Annotated in this window: 12 protein-coding genes; 7 read left to right on the forward strand and 5 right to left on the reverse strand. The window is 73.3% G+C overall.

Annotated elements, in window-relative coordinates; genetic code table 11:
• Positions 1–91 precede the first annotated feature (91 nt).
• Positions 92–2,368, reverse strand: a complete 2,277-nt coding sequence (locus AB0K67_RS02200) for an ATP-binding domain-containing protein (RefSeq protein WP_364051443.1) — start codon at positions 2,366–2,368, stop codon at positions 92–94.
• 137 nt (positions 2,369–2,505) lie between these two features.
• Here AB0K67_RS02200 and AB0K67_RS02205 point away from each other — a divergent pair, with 137 nt between their 5' ends.
• Positions 2,506–3,270: an SDR family oxidoreductase gene (locus AB0K67_RS02205; RefSeq protein ID WP_364051446.1), complete on the forward strand. Its 765-nt coding sequence runs from the start codon at positions 2,506–2,508 to the stop codon at positions 3,268–3,270.
• A 56-nt stretch (positions 3,271–3,326) separates the two neighbouring features.
• Here AB0K67_RS02205 and AB0K67_RS02210 read toward each other — a convergent pair whose 3' ends face one another.
• The gene (locus tag AB0K67_RS02210) at positions 3,327–3,908 is read right to left on the reverse strand and encodes a TetR family transcriptional regulator (protein ID WP_364051449.1); all 582 of its coding nucleotides are present in this window, start codon (positions 3,906–3,908) and stop codon (positions 3,327–3,329) included.
• A gap of 95 nt (positions 3,909–4,003) precedes the next feature.
• Between AB0K67_RS02210 and AB0K67_RS02215 the strand changes: the two genes are divergently transcribed.
• Positions 4,004–5,095 carry an NAD(P)-dependent alcohol dehydrogenase gene (locus tag AB0K67_RS02215; RefSeq protein WP_364051452.1) on the forward strand — a complete coding sequence of 364 codons (1,092 nt, stop codon included), beginning with the start codon at positions 4,004–4,006 and terminating at the stop codon, positions 5,093–5,095.
• Between the two features lie 109 nt (positions 5,096–5,204).
• Here the strand turns inward: AB0K67_RS02215 and AB0K67_RS02220 are convergent, their stop codons facing one another.
• Entirely contained in the window at positions 5,205–6,071 is an 867-nt protein-coding gene (locus AB0K67_RS02220) for an aminoglycoside phosphotransferase family protein (RefSeq protein WP_364051455.1), read from the reverse strand.
• A 55-nt stretch (positions 6,072–6,126) separates the two neighbouring features.
• Positions 6,127–7,488 carry an NAD(P)H-binding protein gene (locus AB0K67_RS02225; protein ID WP_364051458.1) on the reverse strand — a complete coding sequence of 454 codons (1,362 nt, stop codon included), beginning with the start codon at positions 7,486–7,488 and terminating at the stop codon, positions 6,127–6,129.
• A 121-nt stretch (positions 7,489–7,609) separates the two neighbouring features.
• Here AB0K67_RS02225 and AB0K67_RS02230 point away from each other — a divergent pair, with 121 nt between their 5' ends.
• Positions 7,610–7,936, forward strand: a complete 327-nt coding sequence (locus AB0K67_RS02230) for an AsnC family protein (protein WP_364051461.1) — start codon at positions 7,610–7,612, stop codon at positions 7,934–7,936.
• A gap of 178 nt (positions 7,937–8,114) precedes the next feature.
• Here the strand turns inward: AB0K67_RS02230 and AB0K67_RS02235 are convergent, their stop codons facing one another.
• A complete protein-coding gene (locus AB0K67_RS02235; protein ID WP_364051464.1) occupies positions 8,115–8,579 on the reverse strand; it encodes a pyridoxamine 5'-phosphate oxidase family protein in 465 nt (154 codons plus the stop codon).
• Between the two features lie 100 nt (positions 8,580–8,679).
• Between AB0K67_RS02235 and AB0K67_RS02240 the strand changes: the two genes are divergently transcribed.
• The 4 genes from AB0K67_RS02240 to AB0K67_RS02255 all read left to right on the forward strand — a co-directional run bounded on the left by AB0K67_RS02240 (position 8,680) and on the right by AB0K67_RS02255 (position 12,345).
• Positions 8,680–9,219: a dihydrofolate reductase family protein gene (locus AB0K67_RS02240; protein ID WP_364051467.1), complete on the forward strand. Its 540-nt coding sequence runs from the start codon at positions 8,680–8,682 to the stop codon at positions 9,217–9,219.
• Between the two features lie 54 nt (positions 9,220–9,273).
• Positions 9,274–10,233: a nitronate monooxygenase gene (locus AB0K67_RS02245; protein WP_364051470.1), complete on the forward strand. Its 960-nt coding sequence runs from the start codon at positions 9,274–9,276 to the stop codon at positions 10,231–10,233.
• An 87-nt stretch (positions 10,234–10,320) separates the two neighbouring features.
• A complete protein-coding gene (locus AB0K67_RS02250) occupies positions 10,321–11,562 on the forward strand; it encodes a PP2C family protein-serine/threonine phosphatase (RefSeq protein WP_364051473.1) in 1,242 nt (413 codons plus the stop codon).
• Positions 11,563–11,661: 99 nt separating this feature from the next.
• Complete coding sequence (locus AB0K67_RS02255; protein ID WP_364051476.1) at positions 11,662–12,345, forward strand: hypothetical protein; 684 nt, start codon at positions 11,662–11,664, stop codon at positions 12,343–12,345.
• The last annotated feature ends 24 nt before the right edge of the window (positions 12,346–12,369 follow it).

Below are 12,369 nucleotides of genomic sequence, written 5' to 3' on the forward strand. Positions count from 1 at the left end.
TTCTTCTCTTTGAGGAGCGGAGGCTTGTCACCAACCCGACGCCTTTACAATGTAGATTCACAGCACCCACGGATACAGGGCCACCGCCTGGTCAGGCCAGGCGGGACAGGACGGACGGCAGCTTGTCCTCGTACACGACCGTCAGCCGCCGCGTCGCCCGCGTCACCGCCACATACATGTCCTGACCGCCCATCGGCGACTGCTCCAGGATCCCCGCGGGATCGACCACGACGACCGCGTCGAACTCCAGCCCCTTGGCCTGACCCACCGTCAGCACCGCCACCGGCGCCTCGAGCCCGCTGCCGGGGAACAGCGCCGACACCCGCGCATGCCGCGCATCCGGCGTCAGCACGCCCAGCCGGCCCTCCCCGATGGCGGCCAGCTCCTCGTCCACCACGCCGGGCAGCGTCTCCACCGGCAGCCTCAGGGCGCGCGGCTCGGACTCGCCCTCGCGTACGGACTCCGGCGGCTCCTCATCGGGCGCGAACGAGCGCAGCACGTCGGCCGCCACCCGCATGATCTCCACCGGCGTACGGTAGTTGACCTCCAGCCGCTCCACCCGCCAGCGGCCCTCCAGGTAGGGGTCGAGCACCTCGCCCCAGGAGCGCGCGCCCGCCGCCGAGCCCGTCTGCGCCAGATCGCCCACCACGGTCAGCGACTTGGCCGGCACCCGCCGCATCACCATCCGCCACGCCATCGGCGACAGCTCCTGCGCCTCGTCCACGATCACGTGACCGTACGCCCAGGTGCGGTCCGCCGCCGCCCGGTCGGCCGTCGTCATCCCGATGCCGTCATCGGCGTGCCGCTCGGCCAGCACGTCGGCCCGCTCCAGAATGCCCTGCTCGGCCACGCCCGTGACCTGCAGCACCTCGGCCGCGTACCGCTCCTCCCCGGCCTGCTCCTCGCGCTCGCGCCGGGCCGCGACCCGCTGCGCCGAGTCGTCCTCGCCCAGCAGCTCGGCCGCCTCGTCCAGCAGCGGCACATCGCCCACCGTCCACGGCGACTCCAGCGGGCGCACCAGCGCACGCCACGACAGCCCGGCGGGGGCCGCCGCCCCCAGCTCCTCCGGCGAGGACAGCAGCTCGGCCACGAAACGCTGCGGCGTCAGCTCCGGCCACAGCTCCTCCACCGCCGCGCGCACCTCCGGCTCGCCCCACAGCCGCCGCGAGGCCAGCTCGATGTCCAGCTCGTCGAGGTCGCCTTCCAGATCCAGCGGCTCGCTCAGCTCCGGCTCATCGGGGATGTCCAGCTCCTCGATGTGCAGCGACTCCTCAAGCGCCCGCGCCTCGGCCCTGGCCAGCTCCTTCAGCAGCTCGGTGACGTACAGCTTGCGCGCCATGTTGTGCGGCAGCCGCACCGCGCGGGCCCGGTCGCGCAGCCGCAGGCAGGTCCCGTGCGGCACGCGCAGCCGCAGCCCGTCCAGCTCGATCACCAGATCGCCGTCCGGCACCCGCTGGCGCCGCCGCAGCGCCTCGGCCAGCAGCTCGGCCATGCGCAGGTCGCCCTTGACCAGCGCCTGCGCGGGCTTGTCGGCCACGGCCGCCGTCACCCCGGGGAACATCCCGCCCACCGTGGTCATCACGACCTGCGTCTCACCCAGCGCGGGCAGCACCTGGCTGATGTAGCGCAGGAACATCGGGTTGGGGCCCACCACCAGCACGCCGCGCCGTTCCAGCGTGTCGCGGTGGGTGTAGAGCAGGTACGCCGCCCGGTGCAGCGCCGCGACCGTCTTGCCGGTGCCGGGGCCGCCCTGGACGACCAGCGCCCCCTGCAGGGCGGACCTGATCACCCGGTCCTGCTCGGCCTGGATGGTGGCCACCACGTCGCTCATCCGCCCGGTGCGGCCCCGGCGCAGCGCGGCCAGCAGCGCCGCCTCGCCCACCAGCGTGCGGCGGTCGCCCTCGCTCATGCCCTCCAGGTCGAACACCTCGTCGTCGATGCCGACCACCACGCGGCCCTTCAGGTGCAGGTGCCGGCGGCGCACCAGGCCGCCGGGGTCGGCGGCGGTGGCGACGTAGAACGGCCGCGCGGCCGGCGCCCGCCAGTCGATGAGCACCGACTCGTGCTGCTCGTCGCGCAGCCCGATCCTGCCGATGTAGGTGGTGTTGCCGTCGGCGTCGTCGATGCGGCCGAAGCACAGGCCGCGTTCGACCGCGTCGAGCTGCGCCAGCCGCCGCGCCTGCTCGGCGGCCAGCACCTCGCGCTCCACCCGCGCCTGGCGGGTGCCCGCAGCGCCGCCCCTGGCGTACACCTCGCGCAGCGCCTCCCGCGCACGCTCCCTGGCGGCGTCGAGCCTGCCGTAAAGCCACGACACGGTGCGCTGCTCGGTGTCAAGGGCTTCGGCGAGACCATCTTGACGATTAGCCATTCCGTGATATACTCCTTCTGGAGGTCTGTGGAGCTCGACGTAATGTGATGGACGCACGAGCTTAGTCCCGCGCACGCCCGCGCGCAATCACCCTCCCCGCCTTTCCTGCCGCACCGAAGGTGCTAGCTTGACCGTCCATGGCGGACTATCTGCGAGAGCTGTTCTCCCTCCACGGCCGGCGCGCCCTGGTCACCGGCGGAAGTTCCGGCATCGGGTACGCGACGGCCGAGGCCATCGGGCGCGCCGGAGCCGAAGTCGTCATCGTCGCCCGTACGCAAAGCGCACTCGACCAGGCCGTCACCCGCATGCGCGAGCACGGCGTCACCGCCTCCGCCATCGCCGCCGACCTCGGCGTGCGCGCCGACGTCGAACGCGTCGTCGCCACCGCGGGCGACGACATCGACATCCTCGTCAACGACGCCGGCAACAACATCCGCAAGCCGATGGCCGAGCTCACCCAGGACGACTACGACCGCACGCTGGCCGTCAACTTCACCGCCCCCTACCTGCTCGGCCAGCACTACGGCCCGAAGATGGCCGCCCGCGGCTGGGGCCGCATCATCAACGTCGGCTCCCAGCAGTCCATCAGCGCCTTCGGCGACAGCGGCATCTACGGCGCCTTCAAGGCCGCCCTCGCCGGGCTCACCCGCTCCCAGGCCGAGGCGTGGTCCGCCCACGGCGTGCGCGTCAACACGATCATCCCCGGCTTCGTGCTCACCCCGCTCACCGCCGAGGCCCAGGCCATCCCCGGCCGCGTCGAAGCCCTCGCCGCCCGCCACATGGTCGGACGCAACGGCCTGCCGCAGGACTTCGCCGGCGCGGCGGTCTTCCTCGCGAGCGAGGCGTGCTCGTTCATCACCGGACAGATGCTCTTCGTGGACGGCGGCTTCTCCGTCCACTGATCCCGGCCACCGGGGCGAGAAGACCCCGCGCCTTTACGTTGTAGATCAAAACTGGATCAGGGAGCGACGGCGCGGGCGACGGTCTCGCGCAGCAGCGCGCGGCGGCGCTCGTGCACATCCTCCGGCTCGCCGGCCGAGGCCGCGTGGTAGCTGCTGACCGGCGACCAGGCGAAGGCCAGGGAGATGACCAGGGCCATCAGCGCCGCCGGATCCCCCTGCCGCACCCGGCCGGCCGCCTGCGCGGCCTTGATCGCCTCGAGCTTCGGGCCGTCATCGGGGGCATCGTCCATCAGGCGGCCCGTCGGGTGGCGCTCCAGGCGCAGCCAGGCCGTCAGGCGGGCCAGCTCGGGATGGCGCAGGTTCTCGTCGTAGATGCTGACGGCCCACCCGGGCAGATCGTCGGCGTCCAGCGGGACAGCATTGCGCAACCGGTCGGACAGATCGGCGATCACGGCGTCGAACAGCCCGTCCTTGCTGCCGAAATAGCCGTAGAGCTGGGCCTTGTTCGTCTTGGCCGCCGCGATGATGCGGTCGATCCTGGCCCCGGCGATGCCGCGCTCGGCGAACTCCGCCGCGGCCGCGTCGAGGATGCGCCTGCGCGTCGCGGCACCGCGCGCGGTGGTGGGCAGTTCAGGCATGGGCACCACCATAGCAAACAGACTAGTTGGTTTGCTTTTTCGCGGCGACGCGCTACGCTCCCGAAACAGACCGAATAGTCTGTTTGGAGGCAATCGTGCGTACCACCACCGCATGGCGCAGCACCGGCGACGGCTCGGTGACCCTGGAGCGGGTCACCATCGAGCGGCGCGATCTGCGCGACCACGACATCGCGCTACGCGTCGACTACTGCGGCGTCTGCCACAGCGACCTGCACCGAGTCAAGGGCATGCTGAAGGAGGGCGCGATCGTCCCCGGCCACGAGTTCACCGGCACGGTCACCGCCGTCGGCCCCGCCGTCACCCGCTTCGCCCCCGGCGACCGGGTCGCGGTCGGCACCATCGTCGACTCCTGCGGCAAGTGCGCGATGTGCGAGATCGGCCAGGAGAACTACTGCCTTGAGGGCCCCACCAGCACCTATGGCGCCAAGGACCGCGTGGACGGCACCAAGAACCAGGGCGGCTACAGCCGCGAGTTCGTGGTGACCGAGAGGTTCGCCTACCACCTGCCCGACGGCCTCGACCCGGCCGGCGCCGCCCCGCTGCTGTGCGCCGGGATCACCACCTGGGAGCCGCTGCGCGCCGCCGGCGTCGGCAAGGGCACCAAGGTCGCCGTCGCCGGGCTCGGCGGCCTCGGCCACCTCGGCGTGAAGCTGGCCGTCGCGCTCGGCGCCGAGGTCACCGTGCTCAGCCGCACCCCCGACAAGGCCGGCGACGCCCGCGCGCTGGGCGCCTGCGACCTGCTGGTGACCACCGACGAGGCGCAGGTCGCGGCCGCCCGCTACCGGTTCGACGTCATCCTCGACACCGTCCCGATCGAGCACGACCTGACCCCGTACATCAGCATGGTGGCCCTGGACGGCACCCTGTCCATCCTCGGCTACCCCCTTCCCGACCACGGTTGCGATCATGGAGCTGATGCGCGGCCGCAGGAAGCTCACCGGGTCCGGCACCGGCGGCACCCGGCAGACCGCCGAGCTGCTGGAGTTCGCCGCCCGGCACCAGGTCACCGCCGACATCGAGGTGCTGCCGTCCAGCCGCGTCGAGGAGGCGCTCCACCGCCTGGACAACAACGACGTCCGCTACCGCTTCGTCCTCGACCTGTCCGACCTCGACCAGCCCGCCGCCTGACTACCGCCGTCGCGCGGACGGCGTGGTGCGCGGCGTGACCAGGACGCCGCACACCACGCCCGGCGCCGCGGCCGGGCCCGGGATCCGCAGCGCGCGGGTCTGGGCCCGGCCGCATCCGTCGCCGTACGCCGCCCGCGCGATCAGAGATCAGGAGAGCAGGACCTGGCCGAGGACGTGCTCGCCGATGGCCGCCATGCCGGGATGATCGGCCGAATGGGCGGCCAGCGCCGTGCCCATGACCAAGGCCCAGCCGCGGGCCCGCTCCCACGTCGTCTCGTCGGCCTCCACGTGCGCGCGGAACACCTCCCGCGCCTCCTCCTCGAACACCAGCCACGCGGCGGCGAGATCGGTGGCCGGATCGCCGCTGGTCAGGTCGCCGAAGTCCAGCACCGCCGCCAGCCCGCCACCGTCGGCGCCGGCCAGGAGGTTCGCCGGATGCGGGTCGCCGTGCAGCCACAGCGCAGGCCCCTGCCAGGACGGCAGCGCCACCGCCTTCTCCCACAGGGCCAGCAGCTCCGCCGAGCGGGGGATCGACCGCAGGCGGCCCCGCACCGCCTCGTCGCGGGCGGCCAGCGGCACACCGCGCACGGGGTTACGCGGCGCCTCCGGCGGCGCGGGCCGGTGCAGACCGTTCATGAACGCGGCCAGCGGAACCGCCAGCCCCGCCCGCTCGGCCGGCGGCACGGCGGCGACCGTACGGCCCTCGAACCAGGGCGCGATCGTCCACGGCCACGGATACCCCTCACCCGCCACCCCCGCCCGCACCGGGACCGGCAGCGCGACCTCCACATACCCCGCCAGGACCGGCAGCCAGCGCTGCTCATTGACGATCAGCTCGACCGCCACCTCGCGGCGCGGCAACCGTACGGACAGGTCGGATCCCAGGCGGTAGATCACGTTGTCCCAGCCGTTGGCGACCAGGGTGAGCGGGCCCGCCAGATCCGGGTGCTGGGCACGGACGAGACGATCGACGAGATCGGCGTCGATGTCGATCTCGGCCGCGGGGGTGTTCATGGCGACACCCTAACGTCCGCCGCCACCGGCCGGGCCGCCAGGCCGGCGCGGGACCTCAGCGGAAGTCGGCGGCGTGGTCGCACACCCACTCCGCGAACGTCCGGGCGGATCGTCCGGTGACCTTCTCGACGATGACCGACGTCTCGGGCACGGCCTCGGCGCCCGCCGCCCACGTCCGCATGACGACCTCCACAGCCGTCGCGGGCATCGTCGCGGCCAGGTCGGCCCGCCCCTGCTCGGGCGTGACCTCCTCGACCGGGATCGCCCTGCCGAGGGCGGCGCCGATGTGGCCGACCTGCTCGCGCAGGGTGAGCGCCTGCGGCCCGTACACCGTGTACGCCTGCCGCCCGTGCCCCCGCTCGGTCAGCGCCGTCACCGCGAGCGCCGCCAGGTCCCGCTCGCTCACGGGAGCGGTCATCGCCTCCGGATACGGCAGCCGCACGGCCTCCCCGCTCTTGATCGTCCGCGACCACCACCAGCGGGTGTTGGTCGCGAACATCCCCGCGCGGAGGAAGGTCCACGACAGCCCCGACTCCTCCAGGGCCGACTCCACGATGCGATGGTCGCGCGCGATCGGATTGCGGGCGGCGCCGGGCTGCACGATCGCCGCGGACGACAGCAGCACCACGTGCCGCACCCCGGCCGAGCGGGCGGCCGCCACGAACCCCTCGATGCCCGCGGGCCTGGCGTAGAGGAAGACGTGCGTGGCGCCTTCCAGTGCGGCGGGCAGCGTCTGCGGGGCGTCCAGGTCCGCGCGCACGTGGGACGCGTCCGGCGTCCTGCTCGTCAGCCGCACCGGAACGCCGGCGGCGGTCAGACCCGCGGCGACGTGGCGGCCGACGCCGCCCCGCGCGCCGAAGACGACCGTGGTCATGATGTGGACTCCTCCGTGAGCAGGGTGACGAGCTGGGCCCGCAGGACCTCCCGGATCTCGGGCGACAGCGGGTCGCCGCCGAGGATGTCCCGGACCAGGTGCGGCATCGTGATGGGCGCGAAGATGATCGCGTACGCGGCGAGCAGCGCGAACGCGGGGCACCGTCCGCCGCAGACCGGACTCCTCGATGAGGCGCTCCATGGCGGCGTGCAGCCGGAAGATGGGGTCGTCGCGCTCCTCGGGGCCGCCCACGCCGATCGACGACACGTACACCACGTGCCGGGCACGCCGGGCGATCGCCTCCAGCACGGCGGGCGCGCCCCTGGTGGTGAGAAACGGCCACACCAGGAAGACCGCCGTGACCCCGTCCAGCGCCTCGCCCAGCCCTTCCGGGGCATCGAGACCTCCGGTCACGGCGGGCACCGATACGTGCGCCGCCTTCCCGGGGCGTACCAGGGCGCGGGCATCGGTCCTGCCCATCGCCTGGAGCCGCGCGAGCACGTGTCGCCCCACGTTCCCCGTGGCGCCGGTCACCAGAATCATCGCCTCATCCCTTCTCAGGTCTCGGGCTCACGTCTCGGGACGAGGGTGCGGTCCGGGCGACCCGATGGCGAGCCGGAAGCGGGCGCATGACGCGGATCCGACACTCACGAGCCTGTGAACGGTGGGAATCGACACGGCGGACGAGCTCGACCGGCGGCTCATCCACGCGCTCCAGCTCGACGCGCGCGCACCGTTCAGCCGCATCGCCGAAGTGCTGGGCGTCTCCGACCAGACGGTCGCGCGCCGCTATCGGCGGTTGCGCTCGGCCGGCCTGCTGCGGGTGGTCGCGGTGCCCCCGCCGGATTCCACGGGTACGGGCGCTGGATGCTGCGCCTGCGGTGCGCACCGGGAACCGCCGACGCCGTCGCCGCCGCGCTCGCCCGCCGCCCCGACACCGCGGCGGGCGCCGGGCTGCCGCACTGCGACGCCGACGACCTGCGCCTGCTGAACGTCCTCGCCCACGACGGCCGCATGGCACTGCCCGCTCTCGCGTCCGCCACCGGCTGGTCGCGGTCGACCGTACGGCGGCGCATGGACGAGCTCCAGGCCCGCGGCGCACTGCACTTCTACGCCGAGTTCGACCTCGCCTATCTCGGCTACCGGCCCCCACGCCTTTACGTTGTAGATCACTTACGGCGGAACTCCCGCTCCCCCTTGTCCGCGTGCCATGCCGTGATGACCAGCTCGTCGCCCTCGGCGCGGGTCCACACCACCTCGCTGAGCTCGACCCTGAACAGGTGGGAGTCGTCGCCGGGCTGCCCGGCCGCCGCACGCTCCCGCGGGTCGGTGATCTCGATCGCCCGGCCGGCCAGCTTCAGGTCGCCCTCCCACGTGGCCGGGTCGTCGTTGAACGCGGACGTCACGTGGATCGCCATGCGCGGATCGCGCCGCAGGTCCAGCGCCTTGACCGCGCCGGCCATCGAGCCCAGCCACAGCTCGCCGTTCCTGCGGTCGACCTCGGTGCCGCTGACCCGCGGCGAGCCGTCCTTGCGCAGGGTGGCGAGGACCTTGTGCTTGTACGCGTCCATCAGCCGCCGAGCGGCCTCGGCCAGCTCGGGCGCCTGACGCTGGAACTCCTGCCATGAAGTCATGGCCACCATCATGGACTCCTCCACCGACATCATCGCCGGCTTGCGCTTGGGGTACGTTAGTAAACGAATATACGTTTACTAATTGACCGGGAGAGGCACCATGGTGGATCGGGCGTTCAAGGCGGCCGCGTTCGTCGGCGTCAGCCTCGACGGGTTCATCGCCCGCGAGGACGGCGACCTGCACTGGCTCACCAGCAGGGGCGAGGCCGCCGGCGACTACGGCTATGACGCGTTCATCGAGGGCATCGACACCGTCGTCATGGGGCGCGGCACGTACGAGCCGGGCCGAACCTATGATCCGTGGCCGTACGAGGGCCGGCACGTCGCCGTGCTCAGCACCACTCTCCCCCTTGACGCGGACCCGCGCATCAGCGTGCACCGCGACCTCGGCGACCTGCTGCGCGCGCTGGACGAGCGCGGCGCCAAGAGCGTCTACGTGGACGGCGGCCAGGTCATCCGCACGTTCCTGCGGGCCGGGCTGATCGACGCGCTCACCATCACCACGGTGCCGGTGCTGATCGGGAGCGGGGTGCCGCTGTTCGGGCCGCTCGAGCGGGACGTGCCGCTGCGGCACGTGGCGACCAGGGTGCTCGGGGCGGGAGTGGTGCAGTCCACGTACGCCATCGAGCCGGTCACCTGACGCTTCCCTCGCGAGGGTTACGCTGGGGCCGCCGTTGCGGAGCGAGGAGGGACCATGCCGCGTACCTGGTTGACCGAGCGGTTCGGGCTGACGGTGCCGCTGGTGGGCGCGCCCATGGCGGGCGTGAGCGACGGGCGGCTGGCGGCGGCGGTGTCGGCCGCGGGGGCGCTCGGCATGTTCGGGGTGCCGCCGTCGGCGACCGCGTCGTGGATCGAGGAGCAGGCGCAGGTCGCCGCCGCGACCGGCAGGCCGTACGGCATCGGGCTGCTGGCCTGGGCGCTCGGCGATCATCCCGAGCATCTCGACGCGGTGCTGCGGGTGCGGCCCGCCCTGGTGTCGGTCAGTTTCGGCGACTACGCCCCGTACGTCGAGCCGCTGCGCGCGGCCGGGATCACCGTGGCCGTCCAGGCGGGCACCACCGAGGAGGCCGTGCAGGCCGAGAAGTCCGGCGCGGACGTGGTGGTGGCCAGGGGCGGCGAAGGCGGCGGGCACGGCCGCGACGAGGTCGCCACGCTGCCGCTGCTGCAGGGCGTGCTGGACGCCGTGCGCGCGCCGGTGCTCGCGGCCGGGGGCGTCGCCACCGCGCGCGGGCTGGCCGCCGTGCTCGCCGCGGGCGCGGAGGGCGGCTGGGCGGGCACCGCGTTCCTCGGCTGCACCGAGACGACGCTCTCCCCCGAGGGACGCGAGCGGCTGCTCGCCACCGGGGAGACCGGCACCGCCTACGGGCGGGTGTTCGACGTCGCGCAAGGGCTGGCGTGGCCGCCCGAGTACGGCGGCCGGGCGCTGCGCAACGCCTTCTACGACCGGTGGAAGGGCCGCGAGGACGAGCTGGCCCGCAACGCGGGGGCGCGGGCCGAGCTGCAGGCGGCGCGGGCCGGACGCGACTACGACACCGCCTACGTGTACGCGGGGCAGGCGGTGGGCACGGTGCGGCGCGAGCGCCCGGCCGCCGACGTGGTCGCGGACTTCGCCGCCGTGGACGAGCTGCTCGGCCGCTTCACCACGGCCCGCTGACCCCTCCACCGCCGTCCCTCCCGCACCGATACGCGCGACGCTCCCGGGTAGGGACGGGAGGAGTGAGGCGGCCGGAAGGGGGACGGCGTGCGAGACGACGGCGAACAGGCAACCGGCGACCTGCGCAGCGCCGGTGAGCGGGCACTCGACGGCCTGCTCACCGCCATGCACCTGGCCGGCATGGAGGAGATGCCGGCCCTGGTCGCCGAGCACGCGCGGCTCGAAGGCTTCTCCGACCTCGCGATCTACGTGACCGACCTGCAGCACCTGCTCCTCGTGCCGCTGCCGGGCCAGCAGGACGCCTCCGGCGGCCCACTGCCAACGATCAAGATCGACGGGACGCTGCCGGGGCGGGCGTTCCAGTCGGTGTCGCTGGTGAGGTCGCGCGTGGGCGACGACGGGCCGTACCGGATGTGGACGCCCCTGCTCGACGGCGCCGAGCGGATCGGCACGCTGGGCCTGACCGCGCCGCACGACGGCGAGCCGGTCGAGGAGCGGGTCAAGGCTCTGGCGTCGCTGGTGGCGCTGCTGGTGGTGAGCAAGCGCCCGCACAGCGACTCGTGTGCGCGGCTGGTACGCGCCCATCCTCTGACGCTGTCGGCCGAGGTGCTGTGGAACCTGCTGCCGCCCGGCACGTTCGCCAACGACGACGTGGTGGTCAGCGCGACGCTGGAGCCCGCGTACGCGATGGGCGGCGACACGTACGACTACGCGATCGACGGCCACACGTTGCACCTGTCGATCTACGACTCCATGGGCCACGACACCTCCGCCGGTCTGACGGCCACGCTCGCGATGGGCGCCTCGCGTAACCACCGCAGGCAGGGCAGGAGCCTGGCCGAGACCGCGCAGGCGGTGGACGAGGCGATCGGCGGCGAGTTCGAGGGGCGTTTCGCCACCGGGATACTGGCCGCGCTCGACCTGCGTACGGGCGTGCTGACCTGGGTGAACCGCGGCCACCACCCGCCGCTGGTGCTGCGCGGCGGCCGGCTGGTGGCCACGCTGTCGAGCACCCCCGACCCGCCGATGGGGCTCGGGCTAGGCGGGACGACCGGCGAGCTGCGCTTCCAGCTCGAACCCGGCGACCGGCTGCTGCTCTACACCGACGGGATCATCGAGGCCAAGAGCCCGGACGGCGAGGAGTTCGGGCTTGACCGCTTCATCGACTTCGTCGTCAAACGGGAGGCCGACGGGCTGGCGGCACCCGAGACGCTGCGGCGGCTCATCCAGGCGATCCTGGCCCACCAGGGCGGACGGCTGCAGGACGACGCGACCGTGATGACCCTGGAGTGGAAGCCGTCGCGGCACCGCTACCGGCTGGTGCCGTGACGCCGTGCCGGCGCGCTGACCTGACGGCGCCGACCCGGGCATCGGACACGTGCTGACCGGGCGGCAGGCAGGGTGCGCCGAACGCTCCGCCGGTGTTACATGCTTCGGGTGATCGACGATCCGCTGGAACGCCTTCGCGCCGCCGCCCGCCGTACCCGTGAGACCCGCCGTGAGAGCACCGGCCTGAGCCATGAGGACGCCGATGACGACGTCGGCACGATCGGCACCGACGGCGCGCTCGGCTTCGACCCGTTCCCGCTGCTCGAGGCGCTGCACCGGCACGGGGTCAGGGCGGTGGTGATCGGGCAGGTCGCGGGCATCATGCACGGCTCGGCGGAGCTGACCGGCGACCTCGACCTGCTCTGGGACGGCTCGCCCGCGCACGCTCCCGCCGTGGCGGCCGCGTTCGCCTCGATCGGGGCGCGGCTGGGCGGCGGGCTGCCGCTGGAGCCGGAGTCGTTCCTGCGGCCGAAGGTGGCGTTCACCGCGCCCGGGGCGGGCGGCGACTGCTGCACCCCGGCGCTGCCGTGGGGCGACCTGCATGTGCCGGGCTTCCTGGACCGCGCGCTCACCGCGACCGGTCCGGACGGCCTCACCGTGCACTACGCCTGCCTCGACGACCTCATCCTGATGCGCCGCACGCTGGGCCGTCCCAAGGACCTGCGCCGCGCGGCCGAGCTGGAACGCCTGCGCCCGGACGGGGTCACCACCGCTCGCGCAGCCAGTCCAGCGACGCCCGGCCCAGCGCCGTCATCATCTCCAGCACCCCGCGATCCGCTGTAGCGCCCGCCGCCACGGCCGTCCTTA

Source organism: Nonomuraea sp. NPDC052634, assembly GCF_040678535.1.
GTDB classification, from domain to species: Bacteria; Actinomycetota; Actinomycetes; order Streptosporangiales; family Streptosporangiaceae; genus Nonomuraea; species Nonomuraea fastidiosa.

What these genes read in the sequence shown, in the direction of transcription:
- AB0K67_RS02245 (WP_364051470.1), top strand. Translation starts at nt 9,274, where the DNA reads ATGCCGCGTACCTGGTTGACCGAGCGGTTCGGGCTGACGGTGCCGCTG.
- AB0K67_RS02255 (WP_364051476.1), top strand. Translation starts at nt 11,662, where the DNA reads ATGCTTCGGGTGATCGACGATCCGCTGGAACGCCTTCGCGCCGCCGCC.
- AB0K67_RS02225 (WP_364051458.1), bottom strand. Translation starts at nt 7,488, where the DNA reads ATGATTCTGGTGACCGGCGCCACGGGGAACGTGGGGCGACACGTGCTC.
- AB0K67_RS02200 (WP_364051443.1), bottom strand. Translation starts at nt 2,368, where the DNA reads ATGGCTAATCGTCAAGATGGTCTCGCCGAAGCCCTTGACACCGAGCAG.
- AB0K67_RS02235 (WP_364051464.1), bottom strand. Translation starts at nt 8,579, where the DNA reads ATGACTTCATGGCAGGAGTTCCAGCGTCAGGCGCCCGAGCTGGCCGAG.
- AB0K67_RS02220 (WP_364051455.1), bottom strand. Translation starts at nt 6,071, where the DNA reads ATGAACACCCCCGCGGCCGAGATCGACATCGACGCCGATCTCGTCGAT.
- AB0K67_RS02205 (WP_364051446.1), top strand. Translation starts at nt 2,506, where the DNA reads ATGGCGGACTATCTGCGAGAGCTGTTCTCCCTCCACGGCCGGCGCGCC.
- AB0K67_RS02240 (WP_364051467.1), top strand. Translation starts at nt 8,680, where the DNA reads ATGGTGGATCGGGCGTTCAAGGCGGCCGCGTTCGTCGGCGTCAGCCTC.
- AB0K67_RS02210 (WP_364051449.1), bottom strand. Translation starts at nt 3,908, where the DNA reads ATGCCTGAACTGCCCACCACCGCGCGCGGTGCCGCGACGCGCAGGCGC.